The sequence below is a fragment of the Streptomyces jeddahensis genome (genome assembly GCF_001642995.1).
In the GTDB taxonomy this organism is placed as follows: Bacteria; Actinomycetota; Actinomycetes; order Streptomycetales; family Streptomycetaceae; genus Streptomyces; species Streptomyces jeddahensis.
In genome coordinates, this window is the sequence record NZ_LOHS01000095.1 from 1 (window position 1) to 26,459 (window position 26,459).

A 26,459-nucleotide genomic window follows, 5' to 3' on the forward strand; every position below is an offset into this window, starting at 1 on the left:
GGCTTCCCCTGCCAGTCCTTCTCGTCGCTGTCCCTCGACCCTCCCCTCGTCGCCTTCATGGTGGCCCGTACGTCGACCACGTGGCCGCGCATCGCGCGAGCGGGGGTCTTCTGCGCAAACATCCTGGGGGCCCAGCAGGGCGACCTGTGCCGCGGCTTCGCGGTGAGCGGGGCGGACAAGTTCGCGGGCGTCGCCTACGACGCGGCACCGGTGTCCGGCTCGCCTCGCCTCGCCGGCGCTCCCGCCTGGGTCGACTGCACGATCCACGCCGTGCACACCGGCGGCGACCACCTGATCGTGGTGGGCCGCGTGGACGCACTGGGCACGGTGGACGACGGCCCGGGGGATCCTCTGCTGTTCCACCGAGGGCGGTTCGGACGGTTGAGCGACTGAATCTCGGATTCCGCGCATGGCGCTCATCAGTGCGAGTGATTCGTACGATGGGGGCTGTTACGGAGAGTGGTCGACCCTCTACCTTCGAGGCATGAACGAACCTTTGCGGATCGACGTATCCGAAGTCATCGAACCGGACCTGCTCATGCAGTTGGTGGCCGGCCAGGAGACCGTCGAGCTGACGGACCATGGCGAGGTCATCCAAGTGATCGAGCGGCATGACCGCCCGATGACCGCTGAGGAACTCATGGCGTTCTGGGAGTCCGGTGGAGGCATCGACCGGGAGATGCTGGACGAGATCGACGCCATGTTCTCCGACGACGACGAGTACAACGAGCCGGGAGCCGGGTCCTCGTCATGAATACCGGCTACGCACTCGCGGACACATCGGTCTTCGTGGCACGCGAAACAGGCCGCGCCCTCGCCTCACAGCTCCCCCGGAGTGTCTTCGTCTCCTCCATCACACTCGCCGAGCTGTCACTCGGCGTCATCTCGTCACTGGATGCGAAGACCCGCGCAAAGCGGCTAGCCACACTGGGCGTTGCCGCGACCTACCAGATCCTTCCAGCCGACCGCATCGTCGCCTCCGTCTGGTCGCAGATGATGGCCGAGATAGTCAGGTCCGGCCGCCGTCTGCCCAAGGCCCGCGTCAACGACGCCTGGATCGCCGCCACCGCCCGAGCCAGCAGCATTCCTGTGGTCACACAGGACGACGGATTCACCGCCTTCCCCGGTGTCGAGGTCATCCGCGTCTGACCTACGCCCCCGCCACCACCGGCACAGCCGTCCGCCCCCTCCGGATCACCAACGCCATCAGAGCCGCCGCCGCACACAGCGCCCCCGACGCGTACCAGACCATGTCGTACGAGCCGAAGACATCCCGGGCGACGCCGCCGAGGAAGGCGATCAGGGCCGCGCCCACCTGGTGGGAGGCCAGGACCCAGCCGAAGACGATCGCGCTGTCCTCGCCGTAGTGCTCGCGGCACAGGGCAAGCGTCGGCGGGACCGTGGCGACCCAGTCAAGACCGTAGAAGACGATGAAGAAGATCATCGGCGGGCGCACGGAGGGGCCGCCGAGGGCGAGGAGCATCGGCAGGAAGAGGAGCGAAATGCCGCGCAGTGCGTAGTAGACGGCCAGCAGGCGGCGCGCCTCGAAGCGGTCCGTGAACCAACCGGAGGCCACCGTGCCGACGACATCGAAGACGCCGATGACCGCGAGCAACGAAGCCGCCGTCGTGATGGGCATGTGGTCGTCGTGGGCCGCCGGGATGAAGTGGGTCTGGATGAGTCCGTTCGTCGAGGCACCGCAGATCGCGAAGGTGCCGGCGAGCAGCCAGAACGGTCCGGTCCGAGCCGCGGAGAAGAGGACCTTGACCGCACGCCGAGCGGCGCCCGGGACGGGCGCGGGCTTCTCCACGAACTCCCGGGATCCGTACGGCTTCAGCCCCACGTCGGCCGGATGGTCACGCAGCAGCAGCCACACGAAGGGCACGACCGCCAGCGCGGCAAGCGCCACCGTCACCGCTGCGGGACGCCAGTCGTGCTCCTCCACGATCCACGACAGAAGAGGAAGGAAGATCAGCTGGCCAGACGCAGAAGCGGCCGTCAGGATGCCCGTGACCAGGCCGCGGCGCTCGGTGAACCACCGGTTCGTCACGGTCGCCGCGAACGCCAGCGCCATCGAGCCGGAACCGAGACCGACCAGCACACCCCAGCACAACAGCAGCTGCCAGGGAGCCGTCATCCACACGGTCATGCCGGAGCCGAGTGCGATCACGGTCAACGCGACGGCGACGACCCGCCGGATACCGAACCGGTCCATCAGCGCCGCGGCAAACGGCGCGGTGAGGCCGTACAGCGCGAGGTTGACGGACACGGCGAGGCCGATCGTGCCGCGTGACCAGTCGAACTCCTGGTGCAGCGGGTCGATCAGAAGGCCCGGCAGCGAACGGAAGGCCGCGGCCCCGATGATCGTCACAAACGTGACGGCCGCGACGAACCAGGCTCGATGGACCACGAGCCTGCGGGTGCGCCGCCGACCGGAGAGGTCGGCCGGGCGCGTCCCGCTGGCCGGGTCGGCCGGGCGCGGCCCGCTGGTCGGGGCGGCCGGAGGGGTCGGCAGGTCTGAGGTCGGCTCCTGCTGAGTGCCAGGCGCCGTGGTTGTCGGGGTCGCGTCGTTCTGCGTCACGCCCAAGAGCTTCGGGGTTCCCGCCACCGAGATCGAGTGGCCCGAAGGACAGCATTCGCTAGGATCGGGCCATGGGTACCGGTACCGTGCGCGCGCACCGCAGACACCGCGTCGTCGTCCTCGCCATGGACGGGCTGCTGCCCTTCGAGCTGGGCATTCCGCAGCGCATCTTCGGCCGCGCCAGGGATGCCGGGGGACGGCGGCTGTACGAGGTCGTGACCTGCTCCGTCCGGCCTCCGGGCCCGGTGCGTACGGACGCCGACTTCGCCCTCCTCGTCGAGAACGGACCAGAGGCCCTGGCCACCGCGGACACGCTCGTCGTGCCCGCCTCCTACGAGCTCGGACCGGTCTACGAGGAGGGCCGGCTCACCGACGAGCTGGCCGCCGCCCTCGCCCACGTCAGGCCCGGTACACGGCTCATGGCCATCTGCACGGGCGGATACGTCCTGGCCGCGGCCGGCTGTCTCGACGGCCGGCCCGCGACCACGCACTGGGCCCACGCCGAGCACTTCCAGCGGCTCTTCCCCCGGATCAAGGTCGACCCTGACGTCCTCTTCGTCGACGACGACGATGTCCTGACCTCCGCCGGGGTCGCCGCCGGAATCGACCTGTGCCTGCATGTCGTGCGCCGTGACCACGGCGCCGCGGTGGCCAACGAGGTCGCGCGCCACACCGTCGTACCGCCCCATCGCGACGGCGGGCAGGCGCAGTACATCCAGCGGCCGGTCCCCGAACCGCAGCTGGCCACCACGGCCGCGGCGCGCGCCTGGGCGCTGGAGCGGCTGCACGAGCCGATCCAGCTGCGCGACATGGCCGAGCAGGAGTCGATGTCGGTACGCACCTTCACGCGCCGGTTCCGCGAGGAGGCCGGGGTCAGCCCGGGCCAGTGGCTGACGCAGCAGCGCGTGCAACGGGCCCGGCAACTGCTGGAGTCCAGCGACCTCTCGATCGACCAGGTGGCCCGGGACGCCGGTTTCGGCACCGCGCAGTCGATGCGTCAGCACCTCCAGGCCGCGCTCGGCGTGACGCCCACCGCCTACCGGCGCACCTTCCGCTCCGCCGGACCGCCCACCGAACCGCCAGCCAACCGGGCCGCCGAACCGCCAGCCGACCGGGCCACCCGGCCGATCACAGACAGGGCCACCCAGCCGGTAGCCACCAGATGAGGTCCGGAGCCGCTTCATGCGGCTAGATGTAGTCCGGAGCCGCTTCATGCGGCCCGGAGCCGCTCAAAACGTCAGTACCGCCCGCGCCACGCGCCCGTCCCGGGCGTCCTCGACCGCCTTCGCGAAGTCCTCCACCGGATACGTCGTGGTCACCAGCTCGTCCAGGAGCAGCCGGCCGTCCCGGTACAGGTCCGCGTACAGGGCGATGTCCCGCTGCGGGCGCGACGATCCGTAGCGGCAGCCGAGGATCGACTTGTCCAGGTACATCGACGAGACGAGGAACGATGCCTCGGCGGTCGCGGGCGGGACGCCGAGCAGGATGGCCTGGCCGTGCCGGTCGAGCATGTCGATCGCCTGCCGGATCAGCTCCACGCGCCCCACGCACTCGAACGCATGGTCCGCACCGCGCGGCAGTACGTCCTTGACGCCCTCCGTCGAGGTGAGGAAGTGCGTGGCGCCGAACTGCCGGGCCACCGTCTCCTTCTCCGGGTTCGCGTCCACCGCGACGATCGTGAGGGCGCCCGCGATGCGCGCGCCCTGGATGACGTTCAGGCCGATGCCGCCGGTGCCGATGACGAGCACGCTGTCGCCGCGGTCGACGCGCGCGCGGTTGAGGACGGCTCCCACGCCCGTCAGCACGCCGCACCCGATCAGCGCCGCCGACGTGAGGGGAATGCCGGACGGGATCCGCACGGCCTGCACCGCCTTCACGACCGTCCGCTCGGCGAAGGCCGAGTTGGACGCGAACTGGTACAGCGGCCGTCCGTCCCGTGCGAACGGCTGCTGCGGCATGCCGATCGCCTTCCGGCACATCGTGGGCCGCCCGCGGTCGCACTCCGCGCACGCCCCGCAGTTGGCGAGCGTCGATAGCGCCACATGATCCCCAGGCTGGACATGGGTGACGCCCACACCCACGGCCTCGACCACACCCGCGCCCTCATGTCCGAGCACCACAGGTACGGGGAAGGGTATGGTCCCGTCCACCACTGAGAGATCGCTGTGGCAGAGCCCGGCCGCGGAGACGCGGACCAGCACCTCGCCCGGCCCGGGTTCCCGTATCTCCAGGTCGTCGACGACCTGGGCCTGTTTCCCGTCGAAGATCACGCCTCGCATCGCGGACTCCTCACGTGCTCACGTCGGGACCGGTCACCACGGCTCCCTGGGTAGGCCGAGCACCCGCTCGGCGATGATGTTGCGCTGGATCTCGTCCGAGCCGCCGTAGATCGTGTCGGCGCGACTGAAGAGGAACAGGCGTTGCAGGGCGTCGAGTTCGTACGGTGCGTCCGGCGACCAGTCCGCCGGGCCCACGGCGGCAGCGGCGCCCCGCACCTGCATCGCCAGCTCGCCGAGCCGCTGGTGCCAGCCGCCCCACAGCAGCTTGGCGACGCTCGGCGCCCCGGCGTCGGAACCCGCCCCGGACTCGGGACTCCCCAGCGTGCGAAGGGCGTTCCAGCGCATCGTCCGCAGCTCGGCCCACTGCCGTACGAGGCGGTCACGGAGCACGGGGTCGGCCGCCGTACCGGAGGCGACGGCGAGCCGGACGACGCGCCCCAGCTCCTCCGCGAACCCGATCTGCTGGGCCAGCGTCGACACACCGCGCTCGAAACCGAGCAGCCCCATGGCGACGCGCCACCCGTTGCCCTCGCCCTCGACGACGTGCCCGGCCTCCGCCACCGCCCCGTCGAAGAAGACCTCGTTGAACTCGCTCGTGCCCGTCATCTGCCGGATCGGCCGGACCTCGATACGGCCCGGCTGATCCATCGGCACCAGAAGGAACGACAGTCCGTGGTGGCGGCGCGCCGTCGGGTCCGTCCGCGCGAGGACGAAGCACCAGTCCGCCTCGTGCGCGAACGAGGTCCAGATCTTCTGGCCGGTGATGCGGTACGTGGCCGGGCCGGCGCCGCCCGTGTCACGCACCGCCGTCGTGCGCACCCCCGCGAGGTCCGATCCCGCGCCCGGCTCGCTGTAGCCCTGGCACCACAGTTCCTCGCCGCGGGCGATGGGCGGCAGGAAGCGCTGCTTCTGCTCCTCGGTGCCGTGGGCCAGAAGGGTCGGGGCCAGGAGGTTCTCGCCGATGTGGCCGTAGCGGGCTGGGGCTCGGGCCCGGGCGTATTCCTCTGCCCAGACGACCTGCTGGGTGAGGGTTGCGCGTCGGTTGCCGTAGCCCTCGGCGTCCCAGCCAAGGCCTATCCAGCCGGCCGCGCCGAGTTCTCTCTCCCACGCTCTGCGGGCGTGGGTGTTCTCGTGCTCGCTGCCCGGGCCCCCGCTGCCTGCTGCTTCGGCGTACTCCTCGGTGAGGTGTTCGCCGAGCCATGCCCGGGCCTCGGCCCGGAAGGCCTCGTCCTCCGGACCGAACCGGAAGTCCACGCCACCAACCCCCTACGTGTTCGGTCGTTCCTTCGCGGCCGCCGCCCTCGCCATCTCTTCCAGGCGCGCCAGCATCGGCATCGGGTCCGTGCCGACCGTGCCCGGCAGGAAGTCGGCGATCTTCTCCGGGTTCCAGGAGCCGTCCGCGTAGCCCGCCCGCAGTTCCCGGGGCTGGGCCCACACCGCGATCTTGGGGCCGGCGATCGTGTACACCTGGCCGGTGATGTTCTCGGCCCTGGCGCGGTCGCTGAGCAGGTAGACGACGAGGGCCGCCACGTCCTCGGGCTCGCCGATCTCCTTGAGCTCCATGGGGACGTTCGCGGACATCCGCGTACGGGCCACGGGGGCCACCGCGTTCGCCGTCACGCCGTATTTGTGCAGGCCGAGCGCAGCGCTGCGGACGAGCGAGATGATGCCGCCCTTGGCCGCGGAGTAGTTGGCCTGGGACACCGAGCCCTGATGGTTTCCGCTGGTGAAGCCGATGAGCGCCCCGGAGCCCTGCCTGCGCATGACCGCCGACGCGGCGCGGAAGACCGTGAAGGTGCCCTTGAGGTGGGTGGCCACCACGGGATCCCACTCCTCCTCGGACATGTTGAAGAGCATCCGTTCGCGCAGGATGCCCGCCACGCACACGACGCCGTCGATCCGCCCGTACTCCGCCAGCGCCACGTCGACGAGCCGCTGCCCGCCCGCCATCGTGGAGATGTCGTCGGCGACCGCGACCGCCTCTCCGCCCGCGGACTCGATCTCCTTGACCACCGCGTCGGCTATCTCGCTGGTCGGTTCGGCGCCGTCGACCGAGACGCCGTAGTCGTTGACGACGACCTTGGCGCCCTCCGCGGCCGCGGCGAGGGCGACCGCCCGGCCGATACCGCGCCCGGCGCCCGTCACGGCGACGACCTTGCCTGCCAAGAACTTCCCCACGCCCGTCCCCTTCCCGAGGTTTCTGACGGACCGTTAGATTTAGTTGCGAGCCGATTCTACGACCCGTCAGATACCTGGAGACAAGCCCCGGGGAGGGACCGATGTCACTGCCGACGCTGGGTCCGGAGTTTCACGACATCGCCAAGCGCGTCAACAACTGGGGCCGCTGGGGCGCCGACGACGAGATCGGCACGCTGAACCTGATCACCGACGCGGTCGTACGCGAGGCTGCCGCGACCGTCCGGACGGGCCGCCGGGTGCCCCTCGCGCTGCCCCTGAAGCAGGACGGCGTACAGACCGGCATGATCCCGGGCCGGGTCAACCCCCTGCACGCCATGGTGCAGATCAACCAGGAGATCTTCGGCCCCGGCACGGTCGCCTGCAGCGACGACGCCGTGACGATGGGCCTGCAGGCGGCGACCCACTGGGATGCCCTCACCCATGTCTCGCATTCAGGGAAGATCTACAACGGCCGCCCGGCGAGCACCATCACACCGCACGGCGGAGCCGAGTTCAGCGGCATCGACAAGCCACGGCACATCGTCTCCCGCGGCGTCCTGCTGGACGTGGCCCGCGCACGCGGCACGGACCGGCTCGACGGCGGCCACGCCGTGACCCCCGAGGACCTGGAGGCCGCCGAGGACCTCGCGGGCACGACCGTACGGGCAGGCGACATCGTCCTCGTACGCACCGGGCAGATCCAGACATATCTGGCAGGGGACAAGCACGGATACGGGTTTCCGTCCCCCGGGCTCTCCGTGCGGACGCCCGAGTGGTTCCACGCACGCGATGTGGCGGCGGTGGCGAACGACACGCTGACCTTCGAGATCTTCCCGCCCGAGATCGAGAACCTGTGGCTGCCGGTGCACGCCCTGGACCTGGTCGAGATGGGGATGCTGCAGGGCCAGAACTGGAATCTGGAGGAGTTGTCCGAGGCCTGCGCGGACGAAGGGCGTTACGCCTTCCTGCTGTCCGCGATGCCGGAGCCGTTCGTGGGCGGGACGGGGACTCCGGTGGCGCCGGTCGCGATCCTGTAGGCCACGACGTACGTGGAGTGGCGGCGCGCCGCACCCGCCCCGAGCACGGAACCGCGCACCGCCATCCAACTCCGGCGTATCGGCACCGCACCTCCTGTGCCCCCGCAAGGTGCCGACGCCACGCCGCGATCCGCACTCGCCGAGGACCCCCGTGATGGACGCCCTCGGCGTCCCCTCGCCGCGAATCGCTGACCACAAGGGTGATGAATCGGACACCTCACGTCAACACCCGGTTGGGTGTTATGTGATGTATGCCTAATTTATGGCGGCGCGTACGGGAGCACACGAGGGCGCGATCTCGCGCGCACTTCAGCTCGACGATCAAGCTCGTTCAGCTCGAGGATCAAGCTCCGGCACTGCACGCCGCCCGCTCAACGACCCGTGCAGCACGGCCGCTTACGCCTACACGGCCTCCGCCTGCACACCTTCGTACGCCGCGGCGTCGTAGGACGCCCCGCTCCCGAACCCCGCACCTCCGCGCGCCGTCGCCTCGTACGACATGGCAGTCGAGGTCGCCGCCGGTTCGCAGCGGTCCACTTCGCACCAGATGCGCTTGCCCGCTCCTTCGTGCTGCCAGCCCCAGCGGTCGGCGAGTCCGTCGACCAGGGCCAGGCCGCGTCCGTTCGTCTCGTCGCCCTCGGCCTGCCGGGGCCGCGGGGCCCGGGTGCTGGAGTCGGCGACCTCGACGCGGACCGTGCCCGGAGGGGTCGCGGGCACACAGGGGAGGAGGAGGCGCAGCACGGCGGGGCAGCCGGTGTGCACGACGGCGTTGGTGACCAGTTCGGACACGAGCAGGACGAGTGTCTCGGCCAGCGGTTCGTCGGCCCCTATGCCGGATCCGGCGAGCCGCGACCTCGCCCATCTCCGGGCGCGCCCCACCTCCGCGGGGTCGGGCCGGACCTCGATCTGCACCTGAAGCACCTGCACCGCTCACACCATCCGAACCGGCGGACACATCGCCTCGCGCCTCCACGGGGTCACGGACCGTGATCCCCTTGTGAGACAGCATGGTTGACGTACAGTCACCCCAACAAGCGCTTCGGGCATATTCCAGCGCGAAGGAGTACGCGTGCGGCATACTGTGCGACGCATGCTGCGGGGGGTCGAACAGGCGGGCATACAGCTCCGCCATGCTCTGTGACCGGCACGCATCGCCCGCTCCGGTGTCGCCCCAGGGGCAACTCCGAGATGGCTCAGTCTCACAACCGGTCGCATCCCACACAAGGTACCCGAGACGGGACGTGACTCCTCGTTGCGACGAGTCACGCCTCGGACACAACCGTGTATCGACGCAGGGTTACCGTTTCTCCGGTAGCAGCAGCTCCGCCGCCAGGGACTCCTCGGGCGCCGCCGCATCCCCTCCCCGCCGGGCCCTCACCCATGCCCGTTTCAGGTACATATGTACGTCGGCCTCCCAGGTGAAGCCCATGCCGCCGTGGATCTGGAGACAGTCGCGTGCCCCGCGGACGGCCGCCTCGTCGGCGAGCAGCCGGGCGGCGGCGATGTCGAGGGGGTCGGCGGTCACGGCGGCCGCGTAGACGGCGGCGCGCGCCACCTCCGTGCGTACCAGCATCTGGGCGCACAAGTGCTTGACCGCCTGGAAGGAGCCGATGGGGCGGCCGAACTGCTCGCGGTCGCGGGCGTATCGGACGGCCATGTCACAAGTGCGGGATGCGCCGCCGAGTTGTTCGGCGGCGGTGAGGAGCCCGGCCAGAGAGTTGTCGGCGCCCGCCGTCGTGGGCACAACGGCGTGCACCCGGTGCAAGGGCGTGAGCGGATCGACGGAGTGCAGGGGCATGGCCCCGGAGGCGTCTCCCTGAACGACGTCCGCCTCGTCCAGCCACTCCACCAGCGCCCCGTCCACGGCCGTGACCACGGTCTGCCCCTCGGCGGCTCCTGGGACGGTCCCCGCGGCGAGGTGCGTGGCCACCAGCGGTCCGGGCAGCAGGGCGCGCCCCGCCTCCTCGAAGGCGAGTACGGCCTCCGGGAGTCCCAGCCCGACGCCGCCGTCCGCTTCAGGAAGGCGCAGCGCGAAGAACCCCGCCTCGCCGAGCTCGCGCCACAGGCCGCGGTCCAGCCGGGCACCCGACCCGTCCACGCCGGCCTCGTCGACGGCCGCCCGCAGCGCCTCGCGCTCGAAGCGGCCGGCCAGCAGCTCCCGTACGCCCGCCTGCAAGGCCCGCTGGTCGTCCGACAGCTGGAAGTACACGGCGCTCACCCGTTCTTCGGCAGGCCGAGGATGCGCTCGGCGACGATGTTCTGCTGGATCTGGGAGGTGCCGGCGGCGATGGTGTACGAGAGAGAGGACAGCCGGTCCAGGGTCCACTCGCGGGACAGGTCCAGCGCATCCGGGCCCAGGACCTCGGCCGCTGTGTCGTACAGCTCCTGGCGGGCGTGAGAGTAGCGGAGTTTGAAGACGGACCCGCCGACGCCCGGGACGCCGCCCGTCCTCTCCGACTCGCTCACGTTCCACTGGGTGAGCCGCCACAGGGCCCGGAACTCCGCGTTCAGGCGGCCGAGGCGGCGTCTGAGTGAGGGATCGTCCCAGCGGCCGTTCGCCCGCGCCTCACGGGCGAGTTCCCCGAGCACCCGCCGGCAGGCCACGACCTCACCGACGAACGCCGTGCCGCGTTCGAAGGACAGCGTCACCATCGTCACGCGCCAGCCGTCGTTCTCCGCGCCGACCCGGTTCGCGGCCGGCACCCGCACCTCGTCGAGGAACACCTCCGCGAACTCCGTCGAGCCCGCGAGCGTCCGCAGCGGCCGGACCGTGACGCCGGGCGCGTCCATCGGCAGCGCGAGCCAGGTGATGCCGCGATGCTTGGGCACCTCGTCGCTGACCGGCCGCGTACGCACGAGCAGCTCGCACCAGTCGGCGACCTCCGCGTGCGAGGTCCAGATCTTCGAGCCGGTGATGACGTAGTCGTCCCCGTCCCGGACGGCCCTCGTACGCAGCGACGCCAGGTCCGAGCCCGCGTCCGGCTCGCTGAAGCCCTGGCACCACACCTCCTCGCCGCGCAGGATCGGCGGCAGCCAGCGCGCCCGCTGCTCCGGCGTGCCCTCCGCGGCGATCGTGGGTCCAGCGTGCAGCAGGCCCACGAAGTTGGCGCCGACATAGGGCGCTCCGGCCCGTTCCGTCTCCTCCAGGAAGATCAGGTGCTGGGTCGGGGTCGCTCCGCGGCCACCCGCGTCGACGGGCCAGTGCAGCCCGGCGTACCCCGCGTCGTACAGCATCCGCTGCCAGCCGAGGTCGTACGCCCTGCGCGCGGGCCAGTCGCCCGGGTCGGGCTTCGGCGGGAGACCGGGCAGCACCTTGGCGAGCCACTCCCGCAGCCCCGCGCGGAACGCTTCCTCCTCCTCGGTGTACGTGAGGTCCACGCGCGCCCTACCTGTCGAAGTCGAGGTCGAGCATCCGGATCGCGTTGCCGCGCATCAGCTTGTAGACCGTCTCGTCGTCGAGGCCCTTCACGTGGTCCAGGGCGACCTCCTTGGTGTGCGGGAAGGTCGAGTCGACGTGCGGGTAGTCGGTCTCGAAGGTCGCGTTGTCCCGGCCGACCACATCCAGCGACGCGACGCCGTGCTTGTCGCGGAAGAAGCAGCAGAAGATCTGCCGGTAGTAGTACGTGGACGGCGGCTCGGGGATCAGATCGCGCACCCCGCCCCAGGCCCGGTGCTCCTCCCACACGTCGTCGGCGCGCTCCAGGGCGTACGGGATCCAGCCCATCTGGCCCTCGGAGTAGGCCAGCTTCAGGCGTGGGAACTTCACCAGCACCCCTGAGAACAGGAAGTCCATCATCGACGCCATGGCGTTGTTGAAGGACAGCGACGCCTGGACGGCGGGCGGGGCGTCGGGTGATGCGGCGGGCATCTGGGACGACGAGCCGATGTGCATGTTGACGACGGTGCCGGTGTCCTGGCAGACGGCGAAGAACGGGTCCCAGTAGCCGGAGTGGATGGACGGCAGCCCGAGATGGGTCGGGATCTCGCTGAAGGTCACGGCCTTCACCCCGCGGGCCGCGTTCCGCTGGATCTCGGCCACCGCGAGGTCGATGTCCCACAGCGGGATGATGCACAGCGGGATGAGCCGGCCGCCGCTGTCGCCGCACCACTCCTCGACCATCCAGTCGTTGTAGGCGCGTACGCAGGCGAGGGCCACCTCCTTGTCGTGCGCCTCGGCGAAGGTCTGCCCGCAGAAGCGCGGGAAGGTCGGAAAGCAGAGGCTGGCCTCGACGTGGTTGAGGTCCATGTCCTTGAGGCGCTCGACCGGGTCCCAGCAGCCCCGCCGCATCTCCGCGCGCGTGATGCCCTCCAGCGTCATCTCGTCGCGGTCGAAACCGACGGCGGCGATGTTCCGCTTGTACGGGAACTTGAGGTCCTCGTAGATCCACCAGTCGGTCGGCGGCCCGTCCGGGTCCATGGTGATCTGGTACTTGCCGCCGACGTACGCGAGCTCCCCGATGCCCGCGGTGAGCGGCTTTGGGCCGCGGTCCCGGTACTTCTGCGGCAGCCAGGTCTCGAAGAGGTGCGCCGGCTCGATCACGTGGTCGTCGACGCTGATGATCCGAGGCAGTTCGGTCATGTGTCCGTGTTCCCTCCGGCGTTTCCGGTGGCCCGTCGGCGCCCGTCGTCGCTGATCGACCCCGTCACTGTTCTGACGGTTCGTCAGATACTTGTCGGAGTCAGGCTAGCTCCGCACCCCTGGACCGACAAGGCGACGGGCCCTACGCTCTCCGCACGATCTGACTAGTCGTCAGTTAGGTCAGTTACGAGGGGACGGATCGCCGTGACCGACACCGCACACGCACTGGGCGCGTCCCGGACGCTCTGGGAGCTCGTCGAACGCCGCGCCGCACTCAGCCCCGACACCCCCGTCCTGCTCCAGGACGACCGGAGCCTCACCTTCTGTGCCCTGCGGGACCGCGCCGAGCGGGTCGCGGCCGGCCTGTACGGCATGGGCGTACGACCCGGCACGGTCGTCGCCTGGCAGCTGCCCACCCGTATCGAGACCGCCCTGCTCTCCTTCGCGCTGGCCCGGCTCGGCGCGGTGCAGTCACCGGTCATCCCCTTCTACCGGGACCGCGAGGTCGCCTTCGCGCTGACGGAGTCGAAGGCCGAGTACTTCGCGGTACCGGGTGTGTGGCGGGACTTCGACCACACCGGGATGGCGCGGCGGCTCGGCGCGAAGGGCGTGTTCGAGGCGTACGACGCGCTACCGGAGGGCGACCCCGCCGTCCTGCCCCCGCCGCCGGCCGACGGCACCGCGGTGCGCTGGATCTACTGGACGTCGGGCACGACCTCGGACCCCAAGGGTGTGCTGCACACGGACCGTTCGCTGATCGCGGGCGGCTCTTGCCTCGCCCACGCGCTGCGCCTCGCCCCGGACGACGTCGGCTCGATCGCCTTCCCCTACGCCCACATCGGCGGGCCCGACTACACCGTCATGCTGCTGCTGTACGGCGTACCGGCCGTCATGGTCGAGCAGTTCGCGCTGCCGGAGGCGCTGGAGGACTACCGGCGCCACGGCGTGACCATCGCGGGCGGCTCGACGGCCTTCTACTCGATGTTCCTCACTGAGCAGCGCAAACAGCCCGGCCGGAAGCTCGTCCCGACCCTGCGCCTGCTGGCCGGCGGCGGCGCGCCCAAGCCGCCCGAGCTCTACCACGCCGTCGTACGCGAGATGGGGTGCCAGCTTGCGCACGGCTACGGCATGACCGAGGTTCCCATGATCACCATGGGCGATCCGGACGACACGGCCGAGAACCTCGCGACCACGGAGGGCCGTCCGCCCGAGAGCATGGAGATACGGATCACCGACGCGAAGGGCAGTCCGCTGCCCGTGGGGACGGACGGCGAGGTGCGGCTGCGCGGAGAGGCCGTCTGCCAGGGGTATCTCGACCCCGCGCAGAGCGCGGAGGTCTTCGACGCCGACGAGTTTCTCATCACCGGCGATCTGGGGCATCTCACGCCTGGCGGACATCTGGTGCTGACCGGTCGCGTCAAGGACGTCATCATCCGCAAGGGCGAGAACATCTCCGCCAAGGAGATCGAGGACCTGCTGCATCAGCACCCGGCCGTGGGCGATGTGGCGGTCATCGGGCTGCCCGATCAGGAACGGGGCGAGCGGGTCTGCGCCGTCGTGGAACAGCCGGCCGGTGCGGAAAAGCTGACGCTGGAGACCGTCACGGCCCATCTGCGGGCGGAAGGGCTGTCCGTGCACAAGCTGCCGGAACAACTGGAGTTGGTGGACGCCCTTCCGCGCAACGAGACCCTGCGCAAGGTCCTCAAGTACAAGCTGCGGGAGCGGTTCGCCTGAACGACAAGAGGTGGCCCGCGCACGAGCCCGGGCTCACTCCGGGACGGTGAAGTACCGCGCGAACGCGGTCACGATCTCCGCCTCCGTGACGCGGCCGTCGCCGTCCGAGTCGAGCGCCGCGGCGGCCGCGGCGGCGACGTCGTCGCGGGCGCCGAGCACCTTCAGCACGCGTGCGGTCTCCTGGACGGTGGCCGCGCCGTCCCCGTCGCCGTCGGCGACGGCCAGTGCGGCGTGCAGGAAGGGGCGGGCGATCTCGGCGAACCGCTCCGGGTTGTCGCGCAGCCGCTTCACGGCACCGTTCACGAACTCGTCGCGCGTGATCCGCTGGTCGCCGTCCCGGTCCGCGATCCCCGCCATGCCCTGCCAGAACGCCTCCGCTCCGATGTACAGGGCCTGGCCCTTGTCGCACCGGGCCGTCGTACCGAACTCGGCGAGCAGCGACTTGGCGGCGCTGCTGAAGTCCTCGCGGTCGATGTATCCGTTGCCGTCCTGGTCGAACATGGCGAAACGGGCAGCGATCTTGCGTTCGTACTCGGTGCTGACCATGGGTTGTCGGGCCGCCTTTACGTCACTCGGGGGTCTATCTGGCAGGGAGCGTACGACGCCGGGGCCTGTTCGGGAGACGGAAAACGGCGCTTGTACCAAGACCGCAGGAATTCTGGAACAACTGCGTGGCACTGCGACGACCCGCGACGGCGTGACGCAGGTCAGCGCAGCGCGTGACACACGTCAGCGCAGCGCGTGACACACCTCAGCACAGCGCGTCACGCAGGTCAGCGCCGAGCGCAGGACCGGGCCGCGTGGAGGGCCGGGGCGCCGGTCACGCCGAGAGGGGGCCCGCCTCATCGTCGACGGCCGACGCCACATCGGGATGGACGTCGAAGAGCCGGCGCACACCCAGGGCGGCCAGGACCTTGTTGACGTGGGCGCCTCCCCCGGCCACGCCGGAGATGGCACCGTCGGGGGCCGGCGCGGGCAGTATCAGCCGCAGCCGGCCCTGGCAGGAGCGGATCAGACGGCGGGTGGCGATCAGGACGCCGACCCCGCTGGAGTCGCAGAAGAAGACCTCGGAGAGGTCGAGGACGAGGCTGCGGCGGCCGTCGGCCACGGCGTCGTGCACGCGCTGTCGCAGCAAGGGCGAGGTCACCAGGTCCATTTCACCCGATACGTGCAGAACGACCCACTCGCCCTTTTCTCCTTCTCTCACGCTCAGTGTCACGTCACGCCCTCCGCCACTCGATCCGGAAGCCTAACCTTCGCTTCCCCTTCGCGGCTGCCCGGCCGCCGTTCCACGAAACACCCCGGCCGAAACCCCTTGGCGCGGCCCCTCGTAAGGGATCCGGAAAGAGCGATCCAGGGCGATCCAGAACAAGGGATCCGGATGATGCCGCATCTCGTGAAGCACCTTGTGTATTCGACCGCCCAAGCCCCCGCTGTCGCCTCACAATTGGACTCGTTCGATCTCATTCGGTCATCTGTGGGTCTCGTATGCTCACAGTACGCGCAAGAGAAGTCGACGGGAGGGTGTCGGGTGGCCAATACCACTTCGCGGCCTGAACTGGACGGGCATTGACGCAAACAGACGTGCCCCACGGTGACCGCCGACTACATTCGACACAGGGTGACAAACGCACGAAAGCGCGGCACGACCAGGTGAGGGGGTCGCATGGCGAAGGAGTCACCGCCCCGCTGGGACCGCAGGATGCAGCAACGACTGGCGCGCGGCGAGGCGGCGGCGCTGGGTGAGCTGTACGACCGGTTCGCGTCGCTCGTGCACGGCCTTGCGCACCGCGTCCTCGACGACGAGGAGGACGCCGACCGCATCACGCGCGAGGTCTTCGCCCATGTCTGGGAGAACCCCGACGCGTTCGACCCCAGGCAGGGCCCGTTGCGCTCCTGGGTGGCCACGCTCACCCACCGGCTGGCCGTGCAGCGGCTGCGGCAGACCGAGGCCGCGGCGCTGGCACGGGACGGCTCGGGCACCACGGAGGATCTGGAACGCAAGGTCCGCCGCGCCTCGGCGGCCGCCCGCGCGGACTACATCGTGACGAACATGCCGGCCCCGCTGCGTGCCGCGCTCGAGCTGGCGTACTTCCAGCGCCGCGACTACCGGCAGGCCGCCGCCGACCTCGGTGTCACCGAGGACGAGGCCCGGCGCCGGCTCCGCCTGGGTCTGCAGCTGCTGTCCACGGCCCACGACAACGGCACGTCGGGGACACCGCCCGGAAACGGGAGGGCGTGGTGAACGGTCCCGAGCGGTTCGAGCCGTACGACGACGAGGGCGTGGGGGGAGCCCGGGGGGACGACGGCACACGGGGTGACGGGCGCGGCAGCGGCAGCGGGCACGACAGCGGCAGCGGACCGGGCGCCGTGCCGCCGCGCATCCCGCCGCCCCGCTCCTCCGTGGAGGACACCGGACAGCCGCTGCCCGACCCCCCTCCGCCCGTCCCCGGCACTCCGGCGACCACGTCCGCGCCAGCGCCTCTCGTACTCGAGCACCGGGTCCTCAAGTCGCTCCTGGGCGCCTGGGCGCTGTCCGCATGCTCTGCGGAGGAGGCCGAGGCCGTCGAAGTGCATCTCGGCACGTGCGGACCATGCGCCGAGGAGGCGCTGCGGCTGCGCGACGCGGTGGCGCTGCTGCATCCGGCGGAGCCGCTCGACCTCGACCCGATGCTGCGCACCCGGGTCCTGGAGGGCTGCCTCGACCGGCGGCCGCCCCGCATCCCGGTGCCGGACTGGGTCGCTCCGTATGACGCGGAGACCGCACGTCTCGACGCACTGCTCCAGGACATCGGCGACTCGGAGTGGCACGCGCCGGTGCGGCTGCGGTGGTTCGACCGTGACGGGCTCGTGAGCCGCAAGACCACGGTGGCGGGCGTCCTGGCGCATCTGATGATGGTCGACGGCCTGGTGGCGCTCGCGCTCGGTCTCGACGAACTGCCCCCGATGGTCGAGGCGTCCGGGCACGGCGGTGACGTGGGCAAGGCCCGTCCGGGTCCGGCGGAGCGCACCGAGGCGTACTGGCGCGCGTCGCACCGGCCGCCCACCCGCGCGGTACGCGGGCCGTGGCGCGACCAGACCCATACGCTCGTGCGCACAGTGGCCTTCGAGGCCGGAAGCGCCTCCGAGGCCTCCGCCTCCGTCGACTACGGCGACTTCGAACTGCCCCTGCGCGACTCCATGCTGGACCGCGCCTTCGAGTGCTGGGTGCACGCCGGGGACATCGCGGAGGCCGTGGACTACCCGTACGAGCCGCCGGCCCCGCGCCATCTGCACCACATGTTCGACCTGGCCGCGCGTCTCCTGCCGACGACCCTGGCGGCGCGGCGGCGCGCCGGACTCGCGAGCCCTCCCCGCCGGCTGGTCGCCGCGGGGACCCCCGGCCGCAGCCTGCGGCTGGAGGTCGAGGGGGCCGGCGGCGGCGAGTGGCTCATCGCCCTCGACTCCCCCGGAGCCGTCGCCTCCGCCGAGTACGAAGTGGCGCATGTCGCCCTGGACGGCGTCGAGTTCTCCCGGCTGGCCGCGGGGCACATCGCCCCGGACGAGGTGGTGGCGGGCCTCGACGGCGACCGCGAGGCCATCAGGGACGTCCTGTTCGCGACGGCTTCACTGAGCAGGATGTAGGGGCTTCACCCAGCAGGACGCTGGGCGCCCGTCAAGCAAAGATCACCGTCCGGTGCCCGTTCAGCAGGATCCGGTGCTCCGCATGCCACTTGACGGCGCGCGCCAGCGCCTGGCACTCCACGTCGCGCCCGATCGCCACCAGCTGCTCCGGCGTCACCCCGTGGCCGACCCGCTCGACCTCCTGCTCGATGATCGGCCCCTCGTCGAGGTCGGCCGTCACATAGTGCGCGGTGGCGCCGATCAGCTTCACACCGCGCGCATGCGCCTGGTGGTACGGCTTCGCGCCCTTGAAGCTCGGCAGGAACGAGTGGTGGATGTTGATGATCCGCCCGCTCAGCGCCTTGCACAGGTCGTCGGAGAGCACCTGCATATAGCGGGCCAGCACCACCAGTTCCACGTTCTCGGCGCGCACCAGCTCGAGCAGCTGCGCCTCCGCCTGCGCCTTGGTGTCCCGCGTGACCGGAATGTGGTGGAACGGAATGTCGTACGACGCCACGAGCTCGGCGAAGTCCGTGTGGTTGGACACGACCGCCGCGATCTCCACGGGCAGCGCGCCGATGCGGGCGCGGAAGAGGAGGTCGTTCAGGCAGTGCCCGAACTTCGACACCATCAGGATGATGCGCATCTTCTGCTCGGCCAGGTGGATCTGCCAGTCCATCTGGAAGGAGTCACCGACCGCGGCGAAGCTGGCCCGCAGCTTGTCGACGGTCACCGGGGCCTCCGCCGAGAAGTGGACCCGCATGAAGAACAGTCCCGTGTCGTGGTCGCCGAACTGCTGGCTGTCCTCGATGTTGCAGCCGGTCATGAAGAGATAGCTCGACACGGCGTGCACGATGCCCTTCTTGTCCGGGCACGAGAGGGTAAGGACGTACTGCTCAGGGGACACGGAAGACCCAGCCGACTGCTCACTCATGCGGCCAGGGTCCCACAGCAGCCCCAGCGGTGGGCAATCCCACCTCCTCGGCGTCTCAAGGGCCGGCAGGCGGTAGGTGAGCCCTCAACGGAACGCGTCTCGTCGGACACGGAGTGCAACCAGAGGCGATCCGCTTCGACCGCAAGCGTGGCCATGGGCGCTGACCCCGAGGCCACTGAGGCCCCGACGGAGCACGGGCACCCCGCCAGACTCTCAGGCGGACCGGGTCAGAATCCGCAGCACCTCGAGCGTGCGCGGCGGCGCGTCCGGGTCGTCCCCGTCACTCACCGCGAGCCGCACGTGCGCGTCCCTCGCGGCCCGCACCGCCTCCGGCCACCCGTGGTGGTCGACATACGCGGACACCGGCGCGTCGGGCCCCACCTGGTGCATGATCCGGAGCACGCGCAGCACCGCGGTGTCCACGAGGGCCGCCTCCTGCGAGTCGCGGAAGATCGTCCCCACGTACTTCTCTGCGGACCAGTTGTCCAGCCAGGTGTCCTCGACCAGGCGGTACACGGCGTCGGTGACGTCCCCGTACCCCTCGACGCCCGCCAGCCAGACGTCCCGCTGGAAGACGGGATCGGAGAGCATGTGGAGCGCAGAGCGCACATTGCTGCGCCAGCGCCACCACGGCATGTCGTTCACAGGCATGCCGCCCATGGTGGTGTAGCGGCGGCCGCGACGGGAAGACTTCTCCGAACCTTGCACGGTCACCGATCGTACGTTCCCCGTTCGGTCGACCGATCCGACCCCCGCAATTCACCCAGGCGTCACCGTCCGTTGACCCAAGATCACGTCTGGGTTAGAGATGCGGCGGAATCGTGCGTGCCCATGACTGGCAGGCGACGCATGAGCCCATCCGATCCCACTCCTCCCCGCCCGGCCAAGGCGTACCTGCTCGCCGCCGGGGCCTTGGTGGCCTGCGCGTCCGTCCTCGCCGCATGCGGCGTTCTCCCTGGGGCTGCGGGGGGCTCCAGGGAGCCCGTCACCGTGATGACGATGGCGCCCGAGAAGACCGCTGCGACCAACAAGCCCGGAATGCCCGCCATGGCGCTGGCGTATGCGCGCTGGGTCAACGCGAACGGCGGCATCGGCGGCCGCGAACTGAAGGTCATCACCTGCAACGACCACAACGACACCGTGGGCGCCCAGGACTGCGCCCGTCGCGCGGTCGAGAAGAACGTGGTCGCGGTCGTCGGGTCCTACAGCCAGTTCGGCCGCTCCTTCCTCGCCCCGCTGGAGGGCGCCGGCATCCCCTACATCGGCGGCTACGGCATCACCGACGAGGAGTTCACCAGCCCGCTGTCGTACCCCGTGAACGGCGGCCAGCCCGCGCTGATGGCGGGCCTCGGCCGCCAGCTCGCCCAGGCGTGCTCGCGCGTCTCCCTCGTACGCCCCGACACGATCGCCGGCGACCAGCTGCCGGCGCTGTTCGACGCGGGCCTCGCCGCGGGCGGCCGCGGCAAGGCCAGCGACGTCCGTGCCGTCGAGGACGCCACGGACTACACGCCGGAGGCCCGTCAGGCCCTCGCCCGGGCGAGCGCGGACCTCGCCACCAAGGGCTGTGTGACGGCCGCCCTGGGCGACCGCACGGACACCTTCTTCGACTCGTTCCGGCGCACCCGCGACGAGTATCCGGCCGTCAGGATCGCGTCGGTGCTCGGCTCCGTCGACCAGTCGCTCATCGACCGTACGGGCGGCAGGAACGGCGTGTACGAAGGGGCCTCGCTCACCGGCTGGTACCCCGTGTCGAGCGACCGCCGCTGGGACACCATGCGCAAGGTCATCAACGAGCACGCCTTCGGTGACAACCGGATCGACCCCACGGACGCGGGCGTGCAGACCACCTGGATCGCCTACACCGTGCTGAAGCAGGCCGTCGAGTCGCTCGGCGACGGCGAGGTGACGGCCAACACCGTCCGGGACGCCCTCGACGACGGCCTCAAGGTCCAGACCGGCGGCCTCACGCCGACGCTGAGCTGGCGCTTCGAGGACATGATCGCGGTCCGCGACTTCCCGCGCCTGGTCAACGCGTACGTCACCTTCCAGAAGGTCAGCGAGGGGCGCATGGTGTCGGCGCAGAAGGGCTTCGTCGACATGGCGAAGACGCTGGAGAACAGCTGACGCACCGGTCCCCGGTCCCCGGACCGGCCGGCGGGACCCGGGCAGCCGGCCTCGGCGTCTGCGACCGCTCACCGCATGCGGGCGCTGCGACGGCTCACCGCACGCCGACCGCCGGCGCGCTCACCCCTTGCTGACAGCCGCCAGGATCTCCGGCAGCCGTCCCGCCGTGCGGGGTGCGGCCAGGCGCAGGCCCAGAGCCGTTATGCCCGCGCCGTACGCCGTGCCGAGCGGCAGCAGCAGCCAGGTCCAGGCGTCCGCGCCCGCGACGTGCAGCCAGATGGTGAGGGCGAGCACCGGGGCGCACAGCAGGGCCGCCGCGACCATGCCGCCGAAGATCGAGATCCAGGCGAGGCCGGCCTGTCCGGGGGCCACGTTCTTGTAGCCCTCCTGCGGGATGGAGTACGGGAAGCGGGCCGACGACCAGGCGCCCGTGGCGAGCATGGCGCCGAGGAGGGCGAAGGACAGCCCCAGGACCTCGGGGAGAGCCCGCCAGTCGCCGAGCAGGGCGGTGGTCAGGACGGTCACCAGCGTCGCGTACGGCAGGGTGACCACCAGCAGGGCCAGGGCGCGGCCGCAGAGTTCGAGGTAGGCGTCCCGGGTGGAGGAGATCGTCATGGCGACCATCCAGAAGGCCGAGGTGTCCTGGCCGAACTGGTTGTACATCTGGATGCCGAGCATTCCCGCTGCGAAGCACGCGAAGTAGACCGACCCGGTGCCCTGCAGCGCGTTGAAGAGCGGGACGATCAGGCCGATGGCCAGTGACGTGATCCACGCCGCCTTGGTCTTGGGGTCGCGCCATATGTAGCGCAGGCTGCGTTCCATGACGGTGGCGGTGCGGCTGGGGGTGCCGCCCCGGGCGTCGGCCCGGAGGAAAGGCAGGAGGCGGGCGAGGCCCGTCGAGCCGCGTACGCCGTCACTCGTCGGCCCCGCGGCGCCGAGCGTCGAGCCGTCGGGGGAGGTCATCAGGCGGGTCAGATTGCGCTGCCAGGAGTAGAGCAGCGCGGCCAGGGCGGCGGCGGTCAGGGCGAGTTGGGCGAGCGCGGTGGCGTACGCGCCGTCGCTGACCGAGTCGACCGCGTCGACGGCCGCCGCGGGCGGGATCCAGCGGAGTACGTCGGCGAAGGGCTCGAGTGGGGCGAGACCGCCGGACGAACCGAGTCGCTGGACGCCGAAGTTGACGAACTGGGCGCCGATGGCCACGACGAGTCCGCTGAGTACGGCCAGGTCGCGGCCCTTGCGGCTGGTCAGCAGCCGCACGTTGGCGGCGGCGACGGCACGCGCCAGGGCGACGCAGACGAGGAGCGTGAAGGCGATCGCCAGGAAGCCGACCGCCAAGGCGGCCGCGCCGCGTGCGACCGCGATCACCGCGCCCGCCGCGAGGCAGAGCGTGAACAGCGGGCCGATGCCCACGAGGGACGCGGCCAGCAGAGCCCGTATGAGAGGCGCGGGCCGCAGCGGGAGCATCACCAGGCGGGTGGGGTCGAGGGTTTCGTCGCCGCTGGGGAAGAACAGCGGCATCACGGCCCAGCCGAGCGCGAGCACGGCGACGAGCAGGACGCCGACGGCCGCGGCGTGCGCGTTGCCCCGCAGCGCGATGAGGCCGAGGAACTGGAGCGCGGCGAAGAGCAGGGCGACGACCATGGAGGCGACGTAGGCAGCCCTGCGCCCGGCGGACTGCCTCAGTCCGTTGCGCAGCAGGGACACCTTCAGTCGTACGAAGACGGAGGTGAGGGACTCCGCGGCGGTGCCCTCGGCTGCGGTCGCTGGGGTGCTCATCGGGCGCCGCCGCCGAGCCAGTCGAGATCGGATCCGGCGGTGCGGGCGCCGGCGCCGACGAGTTCGAGGAAGGCCTCCTGCAGCGATGCCGCCTCTCCGCGTACGTCCTCGAGGGTGCCGTGGGCGCGGATGCGTCCGGCGGCCATGACGGCGACCCAGTCGCACAGCGACTCGACGAGCTCCATGACGTGCGAGGAGAAGACGACGGTCGCGCCGGAGGCCGTGTAGCGCTCCAGGACCCCGCGGATCGTCTGGGCGGACACGGGGTCGACGCCCTCGAACGGTTCGTCGAGGAAGAGCACTTCGGGGTTGTGGAGCAGCGCGGCGGCCAGCCCGATCTTCTTGCGCATGCCGGTCGAGTAGTCGACGACGAGCTTGTGCTGGGCTCCTGCGAGGTCGAGTACGTCGAGGAGCTGGGCGGCGCGTTTGTCGACCTCGGCGCCGGGCAGGCCGCGCAACCTGCCGGTGTAGGAGAGCAGTTCGCGCCCGGAGAGCCGCTCGAAGAGGCGCAGCCCTTCGGGAAGCACGCCGATGCGGGCCTTCACCTGGGCGGGGTCGCGCCATACGTCGCGACCGGCGACCTCGACGGTGCCGTGATCGGGGCGGAGCAGACCGGTCACCATGGACAGGGTGGTCGTCTTTCCCGCGCCGTTGGGCCCTACGAGGCCGATGAAGCGGCCCGATGGCAGTTCCAGGTCGATTCCCGCGACCGCGATCTGCTCCCCGAACCGCTTCCACAGCCCCTGCACGCGCACCGCAGGCACGCCCGCCGCTTCGTCCACCACTCGCCGGCCTCCCGTCGCTTCTGCCAGCACGATACGGGTGGAGGCGGCGGTTCCGTCGCGGCAACGGTGCTCGACCGGGTCCTCGGGCCGAATTCCGGGCCCGATGAACCGAGGCGGGCCGCGGCCTCAACCGGCTGAGGCCCCGCCGCGGCCTCAACCGGGCGGGGCCTCAGCCGGGCACGGCCTCAGCGCCTGCCGTCCCGCCCGCACGCATACGCCACCGGCGAGATGATCTCCTCCGCTTCGGGCAGCCACCGATTGGAGACGGTGGGACGGCAGGCCCACTGAACGGCCCCGCGTCCACCGACCCGCGTGGGCGGCGCAGCGACGTAGGAGCCCTCGCCGCGAGCGACCAGGTCCAGCGCGAGGGGCGACCACCCGAGCTTCCGTACGAGATCGGTGACCTTCGCCGCGCCGCCCGGCTGGACGAGGAAGTGCATCCGGCGGTCCGGGGTGCGGGTCACCGGGCCGAGCGTGAGCCCCATGCGCTCCATACGGGCCAGCGCCAGGAAGCCGGCGGTCTCGGGCACGTCGAGCACGTCGAACGAGCGCCCTGTCGGCAGCAGGATCGATGCCGTGGGTTGCTTCGACCACAGGCGGCGCGCGGCCGACGCACTGCCGGTCGCCTGCGTGGGCCAGTCCTCGCGGGCGGGGTGCGCGCCGGGCGCCTCGCACGCCGGGTCGCCGCAGGAGCACCGCTGGGTGCCTTTGACCGCCTCGAGCCAGGTGCCGGGAAACACGTCCCAGTGGCGCTCTTCCGCATAGCTCACGGCGGCCTCCAGCAGGGAGGTGCCGCGTGCCGTGTCGTGGGCTGCTCCGCGCTGTTTGGGGATCTGCGCGGTTGACGTCACTCCGATGGTCATCTCATCCACGACGGCCTCAACTCCGGTCGTCCACAGGGGTTACGGCCGCCACACCCCGTACAGCGGCGCATCGTTCCTTCATTCGGGGCGCACGGGTGCACGGCCGGGGCGCGCATGGGGATCGGCGCCAGGGGACGGGTAGGCAGCTGTGGGGTCAACAGCACTTACCCCGGCATATCTCTTATATCCCGCATCTTCCGTTTGTTCGTGGGGCATTGATCTTCGCGGACACGACTCTTCCGGTGCACGGGCAGGCACCGGAGCCACAGAGCGAGTGAGCCGAAGGGGCGCGCCGGAGGCGAACCGCAGACAACAGGGGGTACACGCCATGGCCGCAAGGCCTCTCGTCGCGCGACAGCCGAACGAACGGCTGCAGGCGCTGATCCAGGAAGCCGGCTGCTCCAACGCGGGCCTGGCCCGCCGCGTCAACATGTGCGGCGCGGAGCACGGGCTCGACCTGCGGTACGACAAGACGTCGGTGGCCCGCTGGCTGCGCGGGCAGCAGCCGCGCGGACGGGCGCCCGCGATCATCGCCGAGGCGCTGGGCCGCAAGCTCGGCCGGACCGTCACGATCGACGAGATCGGCATGGCGAACGGCAAGAACCTGGCGGCCGGTGTCGGTCTGCAGTTCTCGCCGACCGTCCTCGGCGCCATCGAGCAGGTCTGCGAGCTGTACCGCAGCGACGTGGGGCGCCGGGACTTCCTCTCCGGCTCGTCCGTCGCCGCGTCCGCACTCGTCGAGCCCAGCCGGGACTGGCTGATCTCCGCGCCGGACCCGCAGGTGGCGCGGGCCGCCGGACCGCGCGTCGGGCCCGCCGACGTGGCCGCCGTGCGGTCGATGACCCAGGCGCTGGTGGACCTTGACCACCAGTACGGCAGCGGGCACGTGCGGCCGGTCGTCGTCCACTACCTCAACAGCGTCGTGTCCGGGCTGCTGGCCGGTTCGTACCGCGAGGCCGTCGGGCGCGAACTCTTCGCCGCAGTCGCGAGGTTGACGGAGCTGGCCGGCTACATGGCGATCGACACGGGCCAGCCGGGGCTCGCGCAGCGCTACTACATCCAGGCGCTGCGGCTCGCGCAGGCGGCCGGCGACCGCGGCTACGGCGGATACGTGCTGGCCGCGTCCATGAGCCACCTCGCCGCCCAGCTCGGCAACCCCCGCGAGATCGCGCAGCTCGCACGTGCCGCGCAGGAGGGCGCCCGCGGCCGGGTCACACCGCGCGCGCAGGCCATGTTCTACGCCGCCGAGGCCCGCGGCCACGCGCTGATGGGCGACGCGCGGGCGGCCCAGGTCGTGATCGGGAAGGCCGTCTCGGCGATGGAGCAGGCCGACCCCGGCTCCGGCGACGACCCGGCGTGGATCGCGCACTTCGACGAGGCGTATTTGGCGGACGAACTGGCGCACTGCCACCGGGATCTGGGGCAGCCCGACGCCGCCGCGCGGCAGGCCGAGGAGTCCCTCGCCAAGCACCCACAGTCCCGCGTGCGGCGGCGCGCCATCGGGCTGGTACTCCTGGCGACGGCACAGGTGCAGAAACGCGAGGTCGAGCAGGCCTGCCACACCGGGCTACGGGCGATCGAACTGCTCGGCGGGCTGCGGTCGAACCGGGGCGCGGAGTACCTGGACGACTTCCAGGAGCGGCTGGCGCCGTACCGCGACGAGCCGGTGGTACGGGAGTTCGGGGCGCGGCTGGAGCTGCAGGCTGCGTGAGAGGCGCGGCGTCGCCGCCCGCGCGGCGGCGACGGCGGCCCTGGGAGGGCGGTGTGGCACGCGCGTGTACCGCCCGCGCGGCGGCGACGGCGGCCCGCGCGGGCGGCGTGTGGCAGGCGGGCGCGTGCCGCCCGCGGGCCCGAGCGGCATACAGAGGGGGCACGAAGAGGGCTGGTGAAGGGGGCGTATACAGCGCCGGGCCCGCAGGTTTTGTTACTGCGGCCGGTGTGAGCCCGGTGTGGCCGCAGTAACGTCCTGAGCTGCATGGCATCGCC

General features: G+C 71.0%; 25 protein-coding genes. 10 read left to right on the forward strand and 15 right to left on the reverse strand.

Features of this window, described 5'->3' with window-relative positions; all coding sequences use genetic code 11:
• The 3 genes from STSP_RS22250 to STSP_RS22260 all read left to right on the forward strand — a co-directional run.
• On the forward strand, positions 1 to 393 hold a 393-nt coding region (locus STSP_RS22250; protein ID WP_198547409.1), incomplete at its 5' end, for a flavin reductase family protein.
• 91 nt (positions 394 to 484) lie between these two features.
• Positions 485 to 754 carry a hypothetical protein gene (locus STSP_RS22255; RefSeq protein ID WP_157902882.1) on the forward strand — a complete coding sequence of 90 codons (270 nt, stop codon included), beginning with the start codon at positions 485 to 487 and terminating at the stop codon, positions 752 to 754.
• Positions 751 to 1,149, forward strand: a complete 399-nt coding sequence (locus STSP_RS22260) for a PIN domain-containing protein (protein WP_067280960.1) — start codon at positions 751 to 753, stop codon at positions 1,147 to 1,149. The genes STSP_RS22255 and STSP_RS22260 overlap by 4 nt, the downstream gene beginning before the upstream one ends.
• 1 nt (position 1,150) lies before the next feature.
• Here STSP_RS22260 and STSP_RS22265 read toward each other — a convergent pair whose 3' ends face one another.
• Positions 1,151 to 2,515, reverse strand: coding sequence for an MFS transporter (locus STSP_RS22265; RefSeq protein ID WP_408646344.1), 1,365 nt, complete (start codon positions 2,513 to 2,515; stop codon positions 1,151 to 1,153).
• 137 nt (positions 2,516 to 2,652) lie between these two features.
• Here STSP_RS22265 and STSP_RS22270 point away from each other — a divergent pair, with 137 nt between their 5' ends.
• Positions 2,653 to 3,747 (forward strand): GlxA family transcriptional regulator, encoded by a 1,095-nt coding sequence (locus tag STSP_RS22270; protein ID WP_067280961.1) that lies wholly within the window; start codon positions 2,653 to 2,655, stop codon positions 3,745 to 3,747.
• A 63-nt stretch (positions 3,748 to 3,810) separates the two neighbouring features.
• Here the strand turns inward: STSP_RS22270 and STSP_RS22275 are convergent, their stop codons facing one another.
• The 3 genes from STSP_RS22275 to STSP_RS22285 are packed head-to-tail and all read right to left on the reverse strand — an operon-like array spanning position 3,811 to position 7,038.
• Entirely contained in the window at positions 3,811 to 4,860 is a 1,050-nt protein-coding gene (locus tag STSP_RS22275) for a Zn-dependent alcohol dehydrogenase (RefSeq protein WP_067280963.1), read from the reverse strand.
• A 33-nt stretch (positions 4,861 to 4,893) separates the two neighbouring features.
• Positions 4,894 to 6,114 carry an acyl-CoA dehydrogenase family protein gene (locus STSP_RS22280; protein ID WP_067280971.1) on the reverse strand — a complete coding sequence of 407 codons (1,221 nt, stop codon included), beginning with the start codon at positions 6,112 to 6,114 and terminating at the stop codon, positions 4,894 to 4,896.
• Between the two features lie 12 nt (positions 6,115 to 6,126).
• On the reverse strand, positions 6,127 to 7,038 hold the full coding sequence (locus tag STSP_RS22285) for an SDR family oxidoreductase (RefSeq protein WP_067280974.1): 912 nt from the start codon (positions 7,036 to 7,038) through the stop codon (positions 6,127 to 6,129).
• 101 nt (positions 7,039 to 7,139) lie between these two features.
• Here STSP_RS22285 and STSP_RS22290 point away from each other — a divergent pair, with 101 nt between their 5' ends.
• Positions 7,140 to 8,075, forward strand: coding sequence for a cyclase family protein (locus STSP_RS22290; protein ID WP_067280976.1), 936 nt, complete (start codon positions 7,140 to 7,142; stop codon positions 8,073 to 8,075).
• A gap of 402 nt (positions 8,076 to 8,477) precedes the next feature.
• Here the strand turns inward: STSP_RS22290 and STSP_RS22295 are convergent, their stop codons facing one another.
• From STSP_RS22295 to STSP_RS22310, 4 genes are all read right to left on the reverse strand, one after another.
• Positions 8,478 to 9,002: an ATP-binding protein gene (locus tag STSP_RS22295; protein WP_067280979.1), complete on the reverse strand. Its 525-nt coding sequence runs from the start codon at positions 9,000 to 9,002 to the stop codon at positions 8,478 to 8,480.
• 370 nt (positions 9,003 to 9,372) lie between these two features.
• On the reverse strand, positions 9,373 to 10,284 hold the full coding sequence (locus STSP_RS22300; protein ID WP_067281050.1) for an acyl-CoA dehydrogenase family protein: 912 nt from the start codon (positions 10,282 to 10,284) through the stop codon (positions 9,373 to 9,375).
• Positions 10,285 to 10,289: 5 nt separating this feature from the next.
• Entirely contained in the window at positions 10,290 to 11,453 is a 1,164-nt protein-coding gene (locus STSP_RS22305; RefSeq protein ID WP_067280982.1) for an acyl-CoA dehydrogenase, read from the reverse strand.
• Between the two features lie 7 nt (positions 11,454 to 11,460).
• Positions 11,461 to 12,654: an amidohydrolase family protein gene (locus STSP_RS22310; RefSeq protein WP_067280984.1), complete on the reverse strand. Its 1,194-nt coding sequence runs from the start codon at positions 12,652 to 12,654 to the stop codon at positions 11,461 to 11,463.
• 204 nt (positions 12,655 to 12,858) lie between these two features.
• Here STSP_RS22310 and STSP_RS22315 point away from each other — a divergent pair, with 204 nt between their 5' ends.
• Positions 12,859 to 14,388, forward strand: a complete 1,530-nt coding sequence (locus STSP_RS22315) for a class I adenylate-forming enzyme family protein (protein ID WP_067280987.1) — start codon at positions 12,859 to 12,861, stop codon at positions 14,386 to 14,388.
• Between the two features lie 33 nt (positions 14,389 to 14,421).
• Here STSP_RS22315 and STSP_RS22320 read toward each other — a convergent pair whose 3' ends face one another.
• Positions 14,422 to 14,934 carry an EF-hand domain-containing protein gene (locus STSP_RS22320; RefSeq protein WP_067280990.1) on the reverse strand — a complete coding sequence of 171 codons (513 nt, stop codon included), beginning with the start codon at positions 14,932 to 14,934 and terminating at the stop codon, positions 14,422 to 14,424.
• A gap of 274 nt (positions 14,935 to 15,208) precedes the next feature.
• Positions 15,209 to 15,601: an STAS domain-containing protein gene (locus STSP_RS22325; protein ID WP_408646345.1), complete on the reverse strand. Its 393-nt coding sequence runs from the start codon at positions 15,599 to 15,601 to the stop codon at positions 15,209 to 15,211.
• A 453-nt stretch (positions 15,602 to 16,054) separates the two neighbouring features.
• Between STSP_RS22325 and STSP_RS22330 the strand changes: the two genes are divergently transcribed.
• Both STSP_RS22330 and STSP_RS22335 read left to right on the forward strand, forming a co-directional pair.
• Positions 16,055 to 16,633 carry an RNA polymerase sigma factor gene (locus tag STSP_RS22330; RefSeq protein ID WP_067280996.1) on the forward strand — a complete coding sequence of 193 codons (579 nt, stop codon included), beginning with the start codon at positions 16,055 to 16,057 and terminating at the stop codon, positions 16,631 to 16,633.
• Positions 16,630 to 18,012, forward strand: coding sequence for a zf-HC2 domain-containing protein (locus tag STSP_RS22335; RefSeq protein ID WP_067281051.1), 1,383 nt, complete (start codon positions 16,630 to 16,632; stop codon positions 18,010 to 18,012). The genes STSP_RS22330 and STSP_RS22335 overlap by 4 nt, the downstream gene beginning before the upstream one ends.
• A 31-nt stretch (positions 18,013 to 18,043) precedes the next feature.
• Here STSP_RS22335 and purU read toward each other — a convergent pair whose 3' ends face one another.
• Together purU and STSP_RS22345 are read right to left on the reverse strand one after the other, a co-directional pair.
• Positions 18,044 to 18,925: a formyltetrahydrofolate deformylase gene (gene purU, locus STSP_RS22340; protein ID WP_067280998.1), complete on the reverse strand. Its 882-nt coding sequence runs from the start codon at positions 18,923 to 18,925 to the stop codon at positions 18,044 to 18,046.
• 213 nt (positions 18,926 to 19,138) lie between these two features.
• Complete coding sequence (locus tag STSP_RS22345) at positions 19,139 to 19,639, reverse strand: SCO4402 family protein (protein ID WP_067281000.1); 501 nt, start codon at positions 19,637 to 19,639, stop codon at positions 19,139 to 19,141.
• Positions 19,640 to 19,756: 117 nt separating this feature from the next.
• On the opposite strand from STSP_RS22345, the gene STSP_RS22350 reads away from it, so the two are divergent.
• Entirely contained in the window at positions 19,757 to 21,049 is a 1,293-nt protein-coding gene (locus STSP_RS22350; protein WP_078067404.1) for an ABC transporter substrate-binding protein, read from the forward strand.
• Positions 21,050 to 21,169: 120 nt separating this feature from the next.
• Here the strand turns inward: STSP_RS22350 and STSP_RS22355 are convergent, their stop codons facing one another.
• From STSP_RS22355 to STSP_RS22365, 3 genes are all read right to left on the reverse strand, one after another.
• Positions 21,170 to 22,825 (reverse strand): transporter, encoded by a 1,656-nt coding sequence (locus tag STSP_RS22355; protein ID WP_067281005.1) that lies wholly within the window; start codon positions 22,823 to 22,825, stop codon positions 21,170 to 21,172.
• Positions 22,822 to 23,610 carry an ABC transporter ATP-binding protein gene (locus STSP_RS22360; RefSeq protein WP_067281006.1) on the reverse strand — a complete coding sequence of 263 codons (789 nt, stop codon included), beginning with the start codon at positions 23,608 to 23,610 and terminating at the stop codon, positions 22,822 to 22,824. The genes STSP_RS22355 and STSP_RS22360 overlap by 4 nt, the downstream gene beginning before the upstream one ends.
• A gap of 185 nt (positions 23,611 to 23,795) precedes the next feature.
• Positions 23,796 to 24,473: a bifunctional DNA primase/polymerase gene (locus STSP_RS22365; protein WP_067281054.1), complete on the reverse strand. Its 678-nt coding sequence runs from the start codon at positions 24,471 to 24,473 to the stop codon at positions 23,796 to 23,798.
• A 328-nt stretch (positions 24,474 to 24,801) separates the two neighbouring features.
• Here STSP_RS22365 and STSP_RS22370 point away from each other — a divergent pair, with 328 nt between their 5' ends.
• On the forward strand, positions 24,802 to 26,184 hold the full coding sequence (locus tag STSP_RS22370; RefSeq protein WP_067281008.1) for a transcriptional regulator: 1,383 nt from the start codon (positions 24,802 to 24,804) through the stop codon (positions 26,182 to 26,184).
• The last annotated feature ends 275 nt before the right edge of the window (positions 26,185 to 26,459 follow it).

What these genes read in the sequence shown, in the direction of transcription:
- STSP_RS22260 (WP_067280960.1), top strand. Translation starts at nt 751, where the DNA reads ATGAATACCGGCTACGCACTCGCGGACACATCGGTCTTCGTGGCACGC.
- STSP_RS22365 (WP_067281054.1), bottom strand. Translation starts at nt 24,473, where the DNA reads ATGACCATCGGAGTGACGTCAACCGCGCAGATCCCCAAACAGCGCGGA.
- purU (WP_067280998.1), bottom strand. Translation starts at nt 18,925, where the DNA reads ATGAGTGAGCAGTCGGCTGGGTCTTCCGTGTCCCCTGAGCAGTACGTC.
- STSP_RS22290 (WP_067280976.1), top strand. Translation starts at nt 7,140, where the DNA reads ATGTCACTGCCGACGCTGGGTCCGGAGTTTCACGACATCGCCAAGCGC.
- STSP_RS22330 (WP_067280996.1), top strand. Translation starts at nt 16,055, where the DNA reads ATGGCGAAGGAGTCACCGCCCCGCTGGGACCGCAGGATGCAGCAACGA.
- STSP_RS22310 (WP_067280984.1), bottom strand. Translation starts at nt 12,654, where the DNA reads ATGACCGAACTGCCTCGGATCATCAGCGTCGACGACCACGTGATCGAG.
- STSP_RS22270 (WP_067280961.1), top strand. Translation starts at nt 2,653, where the DNA reads ATGGGTACCGGTACCGTGCGCGCGCACCGCAGACACCGCGTCGTCGTC.
- STSP_RS22355 (WP_067281005.1), bottom strand. Translation starts at nt 22,825, where the DNA reads ATGAGCACCCCAGCGACCGCAGCCGAGGGCACCGCCGCGGAGTCCCTC.
- STSP_RS22275 (WP_067280963.1), bottom strand. Translation starts at nt 4,860, where the DNA reads ATGCGAGGCGTGATCTTCGACGGGAAACAGGCCCAGGTCGTCGACGAC.
- STSP_RS22320 (WP_067280990.1), bottom strand. Translation starts at nt 14,934, where the DNA reads ATGGTCAGCACCGAGTACGAACGCAAGATCGCTGCCCGTTTCGCCATG.
- STSP_RS22370 (WP_067281008.1), top strand. Translation starts at nt 24,802, where the DNA reads ATGGCCGCAAGGCCTCTCGTCGCGCGACAGCCGAACGAACGGCTGCAG.
- STSP_RS22255 (WP_157902882.1), top strand. Translation starts at nt 485, where the DNA reads ATGAACGAACCTTTGCGGATCGACGTATCCGAAGTCATCGAACCGGAC.
- STSP_RS22350 (WP_078067404.1), top strand. Translation starts at nt 19,757, where the DNA reads ATGACTGGCAGGCGACGCATGAGCCCATCCGATCCCACTCCTCCCCGC.